Here is a 13,805-nt window from a genome sequence, read left to right on the forward strand (position 1 = left end):
GCGACTGGGGCTCGAGCCCTAGTCGGAATCAGCGCTGTCTCCGGACCACTCGCCGCCGACCCGGTCGACGCCCATCATCGCCTCGCCGGGATGCTCGGTGAAGACGACCTTCTGATTTTCGTCGGGGACGTCGAACGTCTCGCTGACGTATGCCATCGTTGCGAGAGCGAACGACCGCTTTCGATCGAACGAGCGACCCTGTCGGATCTCCGCATCGAGAAAGAGCAACGGTCCTTCGACGGCGCGTCCGAGATGGAGGTCGGCCCCGTCGCGCTCGCGGATCGTCACGGCGACGTGTCCCGCGGTCGTCGCCATCTCGGTCGTATAGAGGTCTGTCACCCGCTCGGCGAAGTCGGTTTTCTCTGCGTCGGATAGCGACAGCGTCGTCTCGAACTGTAAGAGTGGCATGCCTCGAGTTAGCCGGTCAGTCTCTTGTGCGTTCCGCGGCTCGTCTTCCGGTGCTTTTGACCGACCGTTTACCGAGGGACGCCTCGCTGTGTGGCGACGCCACCAGCGCGGCAAACCGCAGAGTAAAAGGTTGTTAGTCGTCCGCAGGCAGCTGCTGTTCGCCGATATCGGGGCGGCTCACGTCGCGGTCGGTCTCCTCGCCTTCGATATCGTAGGGGTACTCCCCGGTGACACAGCCCAGACAGAGGTCGATACGGTCTTTCTCGAGTACCTCGGCGACGGCGTCGGTCGAGAGGTACGCGAGGCTGTCAGCACTGATCTCGTCACGGATCTCGGCGACGGATTTGTCCGCGGCGATCAGTTCATCCCGGGTGGCCATGTCGATACCCATGTAGCATGGGGCGACGATCGCCGGTGCGCCGATGCGGACGTGGACTTCCTCGGCCCCGCAGTCTTTCAGGAGCTGGACGAGCTGGGTCGAGGTCGTTCCGCGGACGATCGAGTCGTCGATGACGGTGACGGTTTTGCCCTCGATCGTGGACTTGATCGGGTTGAGCTTCAGCCGGACCGCGCGTTCGCGTTCGTCCTGGGTCGGCATGATGAACGTCCGGCCGACGTAGCGGTTTTTCATCAGTCCTTCGGCGAACTCGACGCCGTCGTCGCTCTCGGCTCGCGGCTCGCCGTCGGCGGTCGTCTCGCTTGCGGCGTCGGCGTAGCCCGAGGCGAAGGCGCGGCCGGAGTCGGGGACAGGCATCACGACGTCGGTCTCGACGCCGCTTTCCTCCCAGAGCTTGCGCCCGAGTTCGCGCCGGGCCTCGTAGACGAGGGTGTCGTCGATGACGCTGTCCGGGCGCGCGAAGTAGACGTGTTCGAAAAAGCAGTGGGCAGTGTGTTCCTGTTCGACGAGCTGGTAGGTATCGAAGCCCTGGCCGTCGTCCTGGAGGACGACGAGTTCGCCCGGCCGAACGTCGCGAATCAGTTCACCGTCCAGCGTGTCGATCGCCGCCGATTCCGAGGCCAGGATGTAGCCGTCCTCGAGTTCCCCGATACACAGCGGCCGGTTCCCCTGCGGATCGCGCACGCCCAGTACCGTGTCATCGTGGCTGATCGTCAGCGAGTACGAGCCGTGGATACGTCCCATCGTGCGCTTGACGGCGCGGACCAGATCCTCTTCCAAGAGGTTGCGCGCGAGATCGTGGGCGATAACCTCGGTGTCGCCGTCACTCGTAAAGGCATGTCCCGCGGCTGCGAGTTCCTCACGGATCTCGTCGGCGTTGACGAGGTTGCCGTTGTGCGAGAGGCCAAGCGACCCGCTCTTGAACGAGACGGAGAAGGGCTGTGCACAGGAAGAGTCGACCGAGCCGGCCGTCGGATACCGGACGTGGCCGATCCCGGCCGCCCCGTTGAGCGTCTCGAGATCGTCCTCGCCGAAAGCGTCGCCGACGAGGCCCATTTCGACGTGGCTGTGCTGCTGAAAGCCGTCGTGTGTGACGATCCCCGCGGACTCCTGGCCCCGATGCTGGAGCGCGTAGAGTGCATAGTACAACGGTCGTGCCGCGTCCCGACCGTCGAGTGAGACGCCGACGACGCCGCACTTTTCGGTCATTCCTGTTCGCCGGGGAGTTTCGCCCCGCCCATCAGTCATGGGAGTCAGTAGTGACTCGAGCCGATAAAAACCCCCGTGTTTGTGCTTCTATAGACGGTCCTACAATCGAATTATATCCACGAACGTGGATATTTCTCGGGAACCACACGATGAAGAGGCCTCGCTACGGCTCGCACCCGCTCCAACGATCAATTACGAGTCGCCCAACGATGGTGTGGATGAACCCGTGTCCGGCAGTATCAAGAGCGTTCCCTCGAGTCCACCGTGTATGCGACTCGAGGAGTACTGGGGAGTCGGTCCGAAGACGCGGGAGACGCTGGTCGAGGCGCTGGGTCGCGAGCGGGCGGTCCAGGCGATCGAGAGTGGGGACGTCCGGGCGCTTGCCGACGCCGGGTTAGCCCGCGGGCGGGCGACACGAATTCTCCGGCGGGCAACCGACAGCGCCGGCATGGACGTGTTAGCGACCAGTGACGCGCGAGCGGCCTACAAGGAACTGCTCGATCTGGCGGTCGACCACGCCGTCACGCAGCGCGCGGCGGATCGCATTCGGGTGCTCACGCCACTCGAGAGTCGGACAGCGATGGCGGAACGACTCGACGCCGTTCTCGCGGCCAGGGACGCCTGGGCAGATCTCGACGACGCCGACCGCGAGACCGTCCTCGCGGCCTACGAGCGCTACGACGAACGCGAGGGCAGCGAACACGCCGCCGTCGAGGCCGCGCTCGCGCTGGACGAGGCTGGCGTCGACTCCGGGCCGTTCGCTGCGATCGCTGATCTCGAGCGCGCGCGGCTCGAGGAGGCCGCCGAGGCGCTGGCAGCGCTGGATGGCGGCCGAGTCCGGTCGGGTGCCGACGAGGAACTCGACCGGCTTCGGGGCGTGCTGGGTACCGTCGAGGACATGGACGCCAACGCAGTCGACCTGATCGAAGACCTGCGATCAGAGGGCGTTCGCGACGTCGAAGGCTTTCGCCAGTCCTTCGAGGATCACCTCCTGAGCGAGACGGACGTGACGATCGATCGGGTTCGGGATGCGATGCCCACCGACGCGACGGACGCGACCGACTTCGTCGGCGGGACGTTGCGCACCCTCCGGAGCGAGCTCACCGCGGCGGTCGACGAACGCGAGGAGACCATCGCCAGCGACCTTCAGGAAACGCTCGCGGATGCCCGCGAGGCCGTCGATCGGGCGGTCGAAGCGGTCGACGAGATCGCGTTGCAGCTCTCGCTGGCCCGCTTTGCGCTCGCGTACGACTGTACTCGGCCGACGTTCGTCGAAGGTGAGCAGGCGGCCGTCTCCGTCGTCAACGCACGCAATCTCACGCTCGCCGCGCGCGATGAGACATCGGTGCAGCCGGTCACCTACGGACTGGGTGAACACCGCGTCGCGAGCGTTCCCGACGACGTGAACGCGGTTCCCAGCGAAGAGCGCGTCGCCGTCCTGACGGGGGCTAACAGCGGCGGGAAGACGACGCTGCTCGAGACGCTGTGCCAGGTCGTCCTGCTGGCGATGATGGGGCTGCCGGTGCCCGCGGATCGAGCCGAAGTGACACCCGTGGACTCGCTGGTCTTTCACCGCCGCCACGCGAGTTTCAACGCTGGCGTCCTCGAGTCCACGTTGCGCTCGATCGTTCCGCCGCTGTCGTCGGGCGGCCGGACGCTGATGCTTGTCGACGAGTTCGAGGCGATCACAGAGCCGGGCAGCGCGGCCGACCTGCTCCACGGGCTGGTCACGCTCGCCGTCGACCGCGAGGCGCTCGGTGTGTTCGTCACCCACCTCGCGGACGATCTGGAGCCGCTGCCGCCCGAGGCGCGGGTCGACGGCATTTTCGCGGAAGGGCTGAACCCCGACCTCGAGTTGCGCGTCGATTATCAGCCACGGTTCGACACGGTGGGCCGGTCGACGCCGGAGTTCATCGTCTCGCGGCTGGTCGCTAACGCGGGCGACCGGCGCGAGCGAGCCGGCTTCGAGACGCTGGCGGCGGCCGTCGGGGACGAGGTCGTCCAGCGGACGCTCGCGGATGCGCGCTGGAGCGCTGACGAGTAACACAGGACGATCGCTCCAGCCTCCGCGGTCCGTTTCGCTGCGCTAGTTCTGTCGATCCCCGCGTCGATCGTCGTCCTCGAGCCAGCAGTCCGGCGCGGGTTCGTCTCTGTCCCCACGGTCATCATCGAGCGAGTCGCCGTACGTGTAGACGGTGCTGTCGTACTCCTCGCAGACGCGTGCCTCGAGGTAGGCCCGTGCGGCCCGCCGGGAGAGGCCGCCCAGTTCGACGACGTCGGCCAGCGCGGTTTTGATCGCGCGAAACCAGATCCTGAGCGCGCGGTCGTCGGCGGGGTCGACCGCCACGATCGCGCCGCGGCTCCCGTCGGCGATCGGATCCGACGTCGCTCGCGAGCCCACGGATCGCTCACCGCCGTCGCGGCCGTCACCCCACTCGAGCCAGCAGACCCGGTAGGCGTCGACCGCGTAGTCGGCCGCCGGATCGACGAGATACAGCGCCTCGTAGACGCGGGGATCGAGCTGGTCGGTCAGGATTCGTTCGCGGGTGATCGAATCCGTCACGAGTGAGGGGGCGATCGCACCGGCTGCCAGGGGTGTGGCGGCGCTGATCTCGTCGGTCAGCGACAGGTCGTCGCCGCCCCAGTGACTGTATCGCAACTCGTAGAGCCGATCCGGCCGCCGATAGGCGACCAACGCCCTATGGCCCATCGTTCACCCGGGCTGGCAGTGACGGCGGCTGGTCCTCGAGACTCGGTATGCGTACTGTCTGATGGATCACGGGGGGCTTGGCCGCCCGTCCGTACTTGAATCTGCGGACGACGACCGCGACCGACGGGCGGTTACGTCGTCGCGCTGGCCCGTCGCTCGGCGCGGGCCGCGACTGCCTTGTTCATCGCGACGAACGCCCGTTCGACCTTGGTCTCGTCGAACACCAGCGAGGTAAGAGCGCCACGAACCGTCTCCCGCTGGAGCAACCGCGTCCGCCGTCCATCGTCGATCGGCTGGAGATGAAACTCGTGGTAGCGATCGAGCGCGAACGGGAGCCAGAATCGGTCGAGCCAGGCGAGCCGTCTGTACGGCTCGACGGTGACGAGCACTTGGCCGTCGAGGAGTCCACGAGCGTCAGCGGGTTCATCCCGCCCTCGGCGCTCCGTCCCGTCGATCACGATCCCCTCGACCCGACGAGTGAGGGGGTTCCACTCGGGATAGGTGTCGAACGCGAGCAGGGCTTCCCAGACGACCTCGGGCGGCGCGTCGATCTCGACGAACACCTCGACCTCGTTCATAGAGACCGTAGCACATACACAGGAAAGGCTGTACCGGTCGCCGCCGTCGACAGTTGCGGTGCTCCGGCGGTGGCGCGACCGCCCGAGTGTGGACGAATGATGGCCGACAGCTTATGCGCTGTCGTTGAATCGCCGGTTCGTCGACAGCGGTGCGTCGCCGGGTTCGCCCCGGACGAAGTGGCCGGCCGGGTTGATCTCGCCATCGCGTTCCATCGAGAGGAGTTCGACGAACCACGCCTCGTGTTCGATCTCCTCCTGGAGAATGCGCGAGGCCATGTCGTAGGTCCGCGGGTCGACGTCACGAGTCATATCGCAGACCTCCGACCACGTCCGGATCGCACAGCGTTCGGCCTCGAGCAGGACCTCGAGAACCCCTTCGGCATCGAGGCTGGTGGTGTTGAACCCGCCCTCGTCGTCCATCGGCGTCGGTACCTCTGCGTCCGGACAGGAGGCCCGATCAGCGAAATCTCGGATGTCGTTGGGGAGCGCCCCGCCGAGTTCGTACACCCGCGGCGCGACGAGTTCGAAGTGGGCCCGGTCCTCAAGACGGGCATCTTCGGTGATCTCCTTGTAGTCTTCGTGCCCCGCCAGATGCATCCGCAGGTTCGTATAGTAGTAGTAGGTGGTGAACTCGGCCCCGATCGCGTCGATCAGTTTCTCGCGGAGGTCTTCCGGCTCGAGTCCACGTTCGCGGATGACTTCCATACCGACGCGTTCACTCGTATCGCCGTGACTAACGCTCCCTGCAGAGTGTGGTTTGTCATCAGACATCGCATCCGTTGGCACCATAACGCGTCACTTAGAGGTTCGCGTACAGTCTCGAGATAATATTCGTTTTATCGTTACGATCACCCACTTCTGACAGCAAATCAACTTCGTGTGGCCAGACGGTTAGACGACAGTCCGTCCGAAACGGCTGTCGCGTCAAGCGTTATGACGGGACGGTATCAGAAAGGGAAGGGGTTCGTGGCCGATCGTCGAGTCGGTATCGCACGGGGTCAGCAGGACCGTAATTCCCTTGCCCGACGGACACACAGAGTCGTCTATGGACCGACCGGATCGTGGGATCTCGCGTCGTGCGTTCGTCCGCAGCGCCGTCGCCATCGGCGGTGCGAGCGCACTCTCCGCCTGCCTCCAGCGCGAACCGACCGAGGACGTGCCACAGGCCACCCACGCACCTGATGCGCTTCCCGATCGCCAGCACGCCTGGAACGAGTTTCTCGAGCCCGACGACCACGGCAACGACCTGCCCCCCGAACATCACCTCTTGCTCGGCCTCGAGTACGTCGGCGACGGTCCCGCCGACGCCACCGACGAACGCGAGCAACTCGAGGCCGCGTTCCGAACCCTCGAGAAGGCGTACAAACGCGGCAACGAGGGACTGGTGTTTACGATGGGCTACGGGCCGGCCTATTTCGACCGGTTTGAGGCCGACCTCGCGGGCGTCGACCTCCCCAAGCCGACGGCGCTGACACCGTTCGAGGCCCCGCAACTCGACGAGTACGACGCGTTGCTCCACCTGGCCAGCGACTACGGCCACGTCACGCTGAGTGTCGAGGAAGCCATGAAAGGCGACCTCGAGCAACTCAACGGCATCGACGTCGACGGAACCTTCGACGGCATCTTCGAGGTTGCCGAGCGCCGAACCGGCTTTATCGGGAGCGGTCTCCCGGCGGACAACCAGTCCGACGTCATCGGGGTTCCCGACGGCGATCCCGTTCCGGAGGACGCGCCGATGTTCATGGGGTTCAAATCGGGCTTCAAAGGGAACCAAGCGACCGAAGACCGCGTCACGATTCAGGACGGCCCGTTCGCCGGCGGCACGACGCTTCACCTCTCGAAGCTCCAGTTGAACCTCCATCAGTGGTATGACCAGGACAGTCGCCACCAGCGCGTCAGCAAGATGTTCTCGCCGACCCACGCCGACGACGACCTCGTCGAGGGGGCCGGGCACAACCTCGGTGACTCGAGTCGCGTGACCGAAGTCAGCGAGGACGCAGCCGAGGTTGCCCGGAAAGGCACAGTCGGTCACGCCCAAAAGGCCGCTCGCGCCCGCGAGGGCGGCGAGCCGATCATCCTGCGTCGGGACTTCGACTCGACCGACGACGATCAGGCGGCCACCCACTTCCTCTCACTACATCGATCGATCGCTGATTTCGTCAAGACTCGTGAGGCGATGACCGGGACCGACCTCGCCAAGAGTGGCTCAGTCGGCACACTAACTAACAACGGCATTCTTCAGTATCTCAGTGTCCACAACCGAGCAAACTACCTCGTGCCGCCGCGGGGACTGCGGTCCCTGCCTGTGCCGAATCCGACGTAACGAGTGAACTTGCCGTGTAAGGTCGGAATCCAAACTGTGGCCGCCGATAATAGTTAAGACAGAGACACACATCTACGTTAATATGTTCTCAGAGGGGCTAGAGATCCCGGAGTGCGTCGCCGATCTAATCACAATCGTTCAACTGCTTCTGGGAGTGCTGATCCCGATCGCGATGATCGGATGGGTTGACATGATTCTCGACAGCTACTTCCGCCCGGACGACCTCCGGTTCTATCCTGAAGTGGCGCTAGCCCAGGTCGGTGGGGTCGTCGTGATATACCTTCTCGGCACGCTCTACGAGTAATCATTTGCTGCCGTCTCTTTCGTCACGAACCGAACGACTCCTCTCTCGCCCACGCTGGATATCGATTCCGTCCTCGAGTGTCACTGCTCGAGCGACTCAGTCTGAGTCGGTCGGCACGTGTGTCCGACTGCTGTTTGCTGCCAGCTCGTCGAACAGTGCCGCGGCATCGTCGGCGAGGGGATAGGCGTCATGATAGGGATCGATCTCGCGGTCGGTCCCCGTGACGGACTGGATCGCGTCGGCGACTCGCTCGTAGTTCTCGCCCACGATGTCCTGAACGAGCACAGGCATGCCAGCACGCTCACAGAGTTCACTCGCGGCAGCCCGGCCCGCCCAGACCGTCTCGGCATCGATATCGACGAAAAACAGCGCAAAAGGGTCCTCGCCGAACTGCGCCTCGAGAAAGTCCTGTGCGGCCGGATCGTCCCAGGGGACGACGCCGACGCCCTCGAGCTGGCGCATCGCGGTCGAGGCGGCCGAACAGAACGGGCAGTCGCCGTCGTAGAGAAGGATGCCGGTGAACTGTGACGTCATATCGGTACATACCACCTGCAGGGAGAAAACGTATGCGACGGCACAGGGGCGCATGCTCGTGGGATGGGCGCTATCCGAGCTTCGACCGACCCGGTGGCCTGTCGTGGTCGGCGCGGTGCTGGAGCAGTTCGCCGTACTGTTCGACTTCGATGACGCAATCGGAGCGGGGGCGTGCGACACAGGTGAGGACGAATCCCGCCGCTTCGTCTTCGGGGTAGTACCGCTTGGCTTGGCTGTGATCGACCTCGCCGGAGATGAGTTTCGCGCCGCAGGTGATACACCAGCCCTGCTGGCAGTCCGCGGAGAGCCAGATGCCAGCCGACCGGGCCGCTGCGAGGATCGATTCGTCCGCCCGGACCTCGATCGTTCGGGAGTCGCCGGCGGCGTCCAGCTCGGCGTCGACTGGCACGCGAAGTTCGACGTCCCACGTCGCGGGATCAGTCACGGAGACGGGTACGGCCGCCCGCGAAAAAGGCCTGCGGTCGGCAGCCTGCAAGCCCCGGCTCGCCGGAATCGATCGACTCGGTTCCGCGTCGATCGCTCGCTCGATCGGAGACGAATCGGCCGGAACGCGCTGGGGCGGCCTATATCTGCCGCGTCGGTGTCCGTTCGCTATGACGAACATCGCCATCACCGGTGCGGCGGGGAACGTTGGGCGGGCGATCGTCGACGCGTTCCCGTCCGACGACCACGAGCTGACGCTCTTTTCCCACAGCGAGACCGACGACCTCGAGACGACACTCCTCGAGATCACCGACCGGGAGGAGTTCGTCGACGCGCTCGCGGGTCAGGACGTGGTGATCCACCTCGCGGCCATCGCCTCGCCACGGGCCGCGTGGGACGAGCTGCGCGGACCGAATATCGACGGGCTCTACAACGCCTTCGAGGCCGCCCTCGAGAACGATCTCGAGCGGGTAGTCTTCGCGAGTTCGAACCACGCAGTCAACATGCGAAACACCGTCTCACCGATCCGCCCGGAGTCGACGGTCGGCATGCCCGAGGTCGTCCGCCCGGACGGGGCGATCGATCCGGACACCTACTACGGCGTTACAAAGGTCTTCGGCGAGGCGATGGGCTCGTACTATGCGAACCGACACGGACTCGAGGTCGTCAATCTCCGGATCGGCTGGCTACTCACCCGCGACGAACTCCGCCAGGAATGTCGGGAGCGAGACGGGGCCGGCGAACGCTACGCACGTGCGATGTGGCTCAGCCCCGGCGACTGCCGGCGGTTGCTCAACGCGGCCGCGACGGCGACGCTCGAGACGTCGCCGCTGGTCGCACACGGCATCTCCGATAACTCGGAGCGGTTTCTCTCACTGTCCGAGACCATGCAGGCCCTCGCATACCGTCCCACAGACGACGCCGAAGCGGTGCTCAGCGACGCGTCGGACGGGCGAGCCGGGCTCGAGACGAGTTGATTCCCGGCAGTCGCGGCGACATATCTCCGTTCCAGAGTGGATTCGCCGAACCGTAACATGGAATACCGACACGTTCGTAGGCGCACACATGTCAGTCAAGGTGTCAGAGTCGACCGGCTATGGGCCGAACACACAGATGTCCCTGTTCGGCTATATCATGGCCGCAGTACTCGTTATCATCCTTCTTCCGCTTCTCCCCGTGCTGGCTGTCGTGTGGGTTCTCTGGAAGGTGTTCGTCTCGGACGAGGAACTCGAGCATAGTTTCGAAACGTGGCGCCGTGAAGCCGACCGCTCCAGCACCGACCGACTCGAGGCTGCCGACGACGATGCCGAAACCGACGAGGACGCAGCCGACGACGCCTAAACCGAATCGACCAACCCGCTGTTTTGAAACGCCGTCATCGCGCCGTTGTCGCTTCTACCGCTGTTAGTCGTCTATACTGACCGCCGCACGGAGGTCCGACGGCGCCTCGCCGGGCAGCGCGTCGCGGTCGTGGGGGGTCTCGAACTCGAGGTCGGGACCGCGGGCGACGATCCGGTGGGGATTCACGTCGGGGTGGGTCGTGTAGTAGTGTTCTTTGATGTGGGCCATGTTCACCGTCTCGGCGACGCCGGGCGTCTGGTACAGATCACGCAGATATGGCCAGAGGTTGTCGTACTCTCGGATTGGCTGGACGTTACACATGAAGTGCGTGTAATAGACGTTGTCGAAGCGGACGAGGGTGGTGAACATCGCAATGTCCGCCTCCGTCAGCCGATCGCCCGCGAGATAGCGCTGGTCTCCAAGCACCTCGTCCCAGTGATCGAGCGCCGCGAAGAGCTCATCGACTGCCTCGTCGTAGGGCTTCTGTTTCGTGGCGAAGCCGGCCCGATAGACGCCGTTGTTGATCGGCTCGTAGATTTCGTCGATGATCCGATCGACCTCGTCCCGATAGCCCTCGGGATACAGGTCCACGTCTCGTTGCGCATACTCGTCGAACTCGGTATCAAACATTCGCATGATCTCTTCGGATTCGTTGTTGACGATCGTGTCTTCCTCGGTGTCCCACAGCACCGGCACTGTCACGCGACAGGTCGCGTCCGGGTCCGCACGGACGTAGAGTTCCCGGAGGAAGTCCGCGTCGTGGACGTGATCGCGGGTACAGCCGTCCTTCTCGGGCGTGAACTGCCACCCGTCTTCGTCACGATACGGATCGACGACCGAGACCGAAATCGCGTCCTCGAGCCCCAGAAGCGACCGCAGCAAAAGCGTTCGATGAGCCCACGGACAGGCATACGAGACGTAGAGGTGGTACCGACCCGCTTCGGGCTGAAACCGGGCGTCGGGATCGTCCCGGATTTCGTCTCGAAACGGCGTCTCCTGGCGCTCGAACGACCCATCGCTGGTGGTGAGGTCGAACGCGTCGGTGCGCCACTCGCCGTCGACGAGCATGTTCATAGACCCGTCTCGGGTCGCGAGCAGCAAGTACCCTCGCTAACACCCATGTCACTGGGTTCGCCGCTTGTCACTGCGTCCGTCGATCGAGACCTCAGAGTGCCACGCTCACGACCCAGTAGCTCACCCCGAGTGCGACGAGGGCAATACCCTCGAGCCGGGTCAGCCGCCGGCCGGTCGCAAGCACGGCCGTCGCGAACGCGGTCAGCACGCAGAGCCACCCGATGCCGAGGAAGACGGCGGGGTCGACCGTCGTCGGCCGGACGACGGCGACGAGCCCCAGAACGCCGAGAGCGTTAAAGACGTTCGAGCCGACGACGTTGCCCGCCGCGATGCCCACGTCGCCCCGACGGATGGCGACGACGGAGGTGACGAGTTCCGGCAGCGAGGTTCCGGTCGCGACGATCGTCGCGCCGACCGTCCACTCCGAGATGCCGACGGCCAGTGCCAGTCCGACCGCAGAATCGATCAACACGCGCCCGCCGCCGATCACGAGGAGGAGGCCCGCGAGGGCGCGACCGCCCTCGAGCGCCGGCCGAATCTCGCGCGGATCGCCCTCGTCTGGAGCGAGCGGCGGTGGCGTCGCTCCCCCGTCGGTCGGTTCGGGTCGGCTACCGCCGGCCCGGGTTCCCGCCCGAATCGCGACGCCGAGCGCGCCGAGGTAGCCGCCCAGCAGCGCGAGGAGGAGTGCTCCCTCGAGTCGCGAGACGGCCCCGTTCAGGAGGACGACGGTGGCGACTGCCGTCGCGGCAGCCATTGCGAGTGCGTCTCGACGGACCAGCGTCTCGGTGACCCGAAACGGCGAAAGGACGCCAATGAGACCGAGGACCACGCCGAGGTTGAACAGGTTCGAGCCGACGACGTTGCCGACCGAGACGTCGCCCCGGCCCGCGAACGCGGCCTCGACCGAAACGGCGATCTCCGGCGCGGAGGTTCCGAAGGCGACGACCGTGAGGCCGACGACGAGCGCGGAGACGCCGGCCGCACCGGCGAGTCGCGAGGCCCCGGTCACGAGGAGGCGTGCACCGATCCACAGAGCGAGGACGCCCACTGCGAGCAGGACGGCGTCGACGACGAGAACCATCGGTACTGGTGCTTTTCGGAGAACACAGTGAAAAACGTCGGGCACGCAGGCCGGTCGACGCGAGCCACAAGCGTTTAAGCGGTCCCCGTGAGCACTCGAGGGTATGGCAGACGACGGGGAGCGACACCGCCAGAGTCGGCTGTTCACGGACGACGACGGCGGGTTCGACGCCGACCGCGCACGCGAGGAATCCCTGCCGGTTGAGGACGGCAAGGTGGTCGACACCGACGAGTTAGCCGACCACCAGCGCTACGTCGAGGGGCGGGGGATCTACGACGAGCGCAATCGGGTCAACGACCTCACGGGCAAGGAGTGGAAGTACGCCACGAAATCCATCATCGCGGAGGGCTACCCGCCCGACCTCCAGCACGAGCTGCGCAGCGAACACGGCGGGCAGAAACCCCCGCGGCTCTGTGCCGAGTTGATCGGCCGGTTCAGCAAGGCCGGCGACACCGTCCTCGACCCCTTCGCCGGCGTCGGCGGCACCTTGCTGGGCGCGAGCCTCTGTGAACACGAGGGCACCGGTCGCCGTGAGGCGATCGGCTTCGAGCGCACCGACCGGTGGGTCGAGATCTATCACGAGGTCCTCGAGCGCGAAAACGACGAGCGCCGCGCCCGCGGCGAGCCGCCGCTGGCTGCCCAGGACATGCGCCACGGCGACTGTGCCGACCTGATCGACGACGTTGACGACGACTCGGTCGACCTCCTTCTTACCGACGTCCCCTACTGGCACATGGACGAACTCGAGCAGACGCGCAATGAGCGCCGAACTCGTGAGAGTAAGCTGGGATCGTTCGACGGACCGGACGACAGCGAGGACGGCGACATACCCTCCGAAACAGACGCGACCTGGGAGACGAAAGCCGACTGGCTCGCGGACATGGCCGAGAAGTTCGACCGCTTTACCGACGCTGTCGCCCCGGACGGGCACGTCGTCGTCTTCATCGGGGATATGTACCGCGAGCAGTCCTACGAATTCCTCTCGGCGGAGCTGGCACAGGCAATCGAGTCGACCGCACCGCTGTCGCTCGCGGCGACCCTGATCTGGTACGATCCAACCAAGGACCTCCACGTCTACGGCTACCCGTTCTCCTTCGTTCCCTCGATGGTCCATCAGAACGTCCTCGTCTTCCGTCTCGAGGACGACGTTTCATCGTCCGACTGAGACGAACAGGTAAACCGATGTCCCGGCTCTCGTGGACCGAGAGGTGGATCAGGAAACGGGACGACGGCTGCCCGTCTGACCGCTGTCGGCCGATCGTCTGACGCGGTTTTATTATCCCACACCGTAACGAAACGAATAGGCGCGCTGGCGGCCTCCCCACCACACTCCCCCCATCCACTCGCCTGCGCGCCTGCTCCCGTTTCTCTTCCCATAACCTTCGGGACACGTACCACAGTC

The 13,805-nt window shown here is 65.2% G+C and carries 15 protein-coding genes; 6 read left to right on the forward strand and 9 right to left on the reverse strand.

Annotated features, from left to right (window positions below):
- Positions 1-18: 18 nt before the first annotated feature.
- Complete coding sequence (locus E2L06_RS09510; RefSeq protein ID WP_138780847.1) at positions 19-408, reverse strand: tautomerase; 390 nt, start codon at positions 406-408, stop codon at positions 19-21.
- A 133-nt stretch (positions 409-541) separates the two neighbouring features.
- Positions 542-2,014, reverse strand: a complete 1,473-nt coding sequence (gene purF / locus E2L06_RS09515) for an amidophosphoribosyltransferase (RefSeq protein ID WP_138782530.1) — start codon at positions 2,012-2,014, stop codon at positions 542-544.
- A 268-nt stretch (positions 2,015-2,282) separates the two neighbouring features.
- Between purF and E2L06_RS09520 the strand changes: the two genes are divergently transcribed.
- Entirely contained in the window at positions 2,283-4,058 is a 1,776-nt protein-coding gene (locus E2L06_RS09520) for a DNA mismatch repair protein (protein WP_138780849.1), read from the forward strand.
- Between the two features lie 42 nt (positions 4,059-4,100).
- Here the strand turns inward: E2L06_RS09520 and E2L06_RS09525 are convergent, their stop codons facing one another.
- From E2L06_RS09525 to dps, 3 genes are all read right to left on the reverse strand, one after another.
- Positions 4,101-4,724, reverse strand: coding sequence for a DUF6735 family protein (locus E2L06_RS09525; protein WP_138780851.1), 624 nt, complete (start codon positions 4,722-4,724; stop codon positions 4,101-4,103).
- A 131-nt stretch (positions 4,725-4,855) separates the two neighbouring features.
- Positions 4,856-5,302 (reverse strand): SRPBCC domain-containing protein, encoded by a 447-nt coding sequence (locus tag E2L06_RS09530; protein ID WP_138780853.1) that lies wholly within the window; start codon positions 5,300-5,302, stop codon positions 4,856-4,858.
- A gap of 111 nt (positions 5,303-5,413) precedes the next feature.
- Positions 5,414-6,073, reverse strand: coding sequence for a DNA protection during starvation protein (gene dps / locus E2L06_RS09535; RefSeq protein ID WP_138780855.1), 660 nt, complete (start codon positions 6,071-6,073; stop codon positions 5,414-5,416).
- A gap of 274 nt (positions 6,074-6,347) precedes the next feature.
- On the opposite strand from dps, the gene E2L06_RS09540 reads away from it, so the two are divergent.
- A complete protein-coding gene (locus tag E2L06_RS09540; RefSeq protein WP_138780857.1) occupies positions 6,348-7,625 on the forward strand; it encodes a Tat pathway signal protein in 1,278 nt (425 codons plus the stop codon).
- 82 nt (positions 7,626-7,707) lie between these two features.
- Positions 7,708-7,929, forward strand: coding sequence for a hypothetical protein (locus E2L06_RS09545; protein ID WP_138780859.1), 222 nt, complete (start codon positions 7,708-7,710; stop codon positions 7,927-7,929).
- Positions 7,930-8,025: 96 nt separating this feature from the next.
- Here the strand turns inward: E2L06_RS09545 and E2L06_RS09550 are convergent, their stop codons facing one another.
- Positions 8,026-8,463, reverse strand: coding sequence for a DCC1-like thiol-disulfide oxidoreductase family protein (locus tag E2L06_RS09550; RefSeq protein ID WP_138780861.1), 438 nt, complete (start codon positions 8,461-8,463; stop codon positions 8,026-8,028).
- Positions 8,464-8,533: 70 nt separating this feature from the next.
- Complete coding sequence (locus E2L06_RS09555; RefSeq protein ID WP_138780862.1) at positions 8,534-8,908, reverse strand: 2Fe-2S iron-sulfur cluster-binding protein; 375 nt, start codon at positions 8,906-8,908, stop codon at positions 8,534-8,536.
- A gap of 169 nt (positions 8,909-9,077) precedes the next feature.
- On the opposite strand from E2L06_RS09555, the gene E2L06_RS09560 reads away from it, so the two are divergent.
- Together E2L06_RS09560 and E2L06_RS09565 are read left to right on the forward strand one after the other, a co-directional pair.
- Positions 9,078-9,884 (forward strand): NAD(P)-dependent oxidoreductase, encoded by an 807-nt coding sequence (locus E2L06_RS09560; RefSeq protein ID WP_138780864.1) that lies wholly within the window; start codon positions 9,078-9,080, stop codon positions 9,882-9,884.
- Positions 9,885-9,972: 88 nt separating this feature from the next.
- Positions 9,973-10,248, forward strand: a complete 276-nt coding sequence (locus E2L06_RS09565) for a hypothetical protein (RefSeq protein WP_138780866.1) — start codon at positions 9,973-9,975, stop codon at positions 10,246-10,248.
- Positions 10,249-10,311: 63 nt separating this feature from the next.
- On the opposite strand, the gene E2L06_RS09570 is transcribed toward E2L06_RS09565, so the two are convergent.
- Positions 10,312-11,322 carry a glutathione S-transferase family protein gene (locus E2L06_RS09570; RefSeq protein WP_138780868.1) on the reverse strand — a complete coding sequence of 337 codons (1,011 nt, stop codon included), beginning with the start codon at positions 11,320-11,322 and terminating at the stop codon, positions 10,312-10,314.
- Between the two features lie 91 nt (positions 11,323-11,413).
- On the reverse strand, positions 11,414-12,403 hold the full coding sequence (locus tag E2L06_RS09575; protein WP_138780870.1) for a sodium:calcium antiporter: 990 nt from the start codon (positions 12,401-12,403) through the stop codon (positions 11,414-11,416).
- A gap of 103 nt (positions 12,404-12,506) precedes the next feature.
- On the opposite strand from E2L06_RS09575, the gene E2L06_RS09580 reads away from it, so the two are divergent.
- A complete protein-coding gene (locus E2L06_RS09580) occupies positions 12,507-13,568 on the forward strand; it encodes a DNA methyltransferase (protein ID WP_138780872.1) in 1,062 nt (353 codons plus the stop codon).
- Positions 13,569-13,805 lie beyond the last annotated feature (237 nt).

Origin of the sequence: Haloterrigena sp. H1 (genome assembly GCF_005938085.1) — an archaeon.
In the GTDB taxonomy this organism is placed as follows: domain Archaea; phylum Halobacteriota; class Halobacteria; order Halobacteriales; family Natrialbaceae; genus Natrinema.

Bases quoted from the DNA above. Each gene is read 5' to 3' on its own strand.
- E2L06_RS09510 (WP_138780847.1), bottom strand. From the start codon at position 408: ATGCCACTCTTACAGTTCGAGACGACGCTGTCGCTATCCGACGCAGAG.
- purF (WP_138782530.1), bottom strand. From the start codon at position 2,014: ATGACCGAAAAGTGCGGCGTCGTCGGCGTCTCACTCGACGGTCGGGAC.
- E2L06_RS09520 (WP_138780849.1), top strand. From the start codon at position 2,283: ATGCGACTCGAGGAGTACTGGGGAGTCGGTCCGAAGACGCGGGAGACG.
- E2L06_RS09525 (WP_138780851.1), bottom strand. From the start codon at position 4,724: ATGGGCCATAGGGCGTTGGTCGCCTATCGGCGGCCGGATCGGCTCTAC.
- E2L06_RS09530 (WP_138780853.1), bottom strand. From the start codon at position 5,302: ATGAACGAGGTCGAGGTGTTCGTCGAGATCGACGCGCCGCCCGAGGTC.
- dps (WP_138780855.1), bottom strand. From the start codon at position 6,073: ATGTCTGATGACAAACCACACTCTGCAGGGAGCGTTAGTCACGGCGAT.
- E2L06_RS09540 (WP_138780857.1), top strand. From the start codon at position 6,348: ATGGACCGACCGGATCGTGGGATCTCGCGTCGTGCGTTCGTCCGCAGC.
- E2L06_RS09545 (WP_138780859.1), top strand. From the start codon at position 7,708: ATGTTCTCAGAGGGGCTAGAGATCCCGGAGTGCGTCGCCGATCTAATC.
- E2L06_RS09550 (WP_138780861.1), bottom strand. From the start codon at position 8,463: ATGACGTCACAGTTCACCGGCATCCTTCTCTACGACGGCGACTGCCCG.
- E2L06_RS09560 (WP_138780864.1), top strand. From the start codon at position 9,078: ATGACGAACATCGCCATCACCGGTGCGGCGGGGAACGTTGGGCGGGCG.
- E2L06_RS09565 (WP_138780866.1), top strand. From the start codon at position 9,973: ATGTCAGTCAAGGTGTCAGAGTCGACCGGCTATGGGCCGAACACACAG.
- E2L06_RS09570 (WP_138780868.1), bottom strand. From the start codon at position 11,322: ATGAACATGCTCGTCGACGGCGAGTGGCGCACCGACGCGTTCGACCTC.
- E2L06_RS09575 (WP_138780870.1), bottom strand. From the start codon at position 12,403: ATGGTTCTCGTCGTCGACGCCGTCCTGCTCGCAGTGGGCGTCCTCGCT.
- E2L06_RS09580 (WP_138780872.1), top strand. From the start codon at position 12,507: ATGGCAGACGACGGGGAGCGACACCGCCAGAGTCGGCTGTTCACGGAC.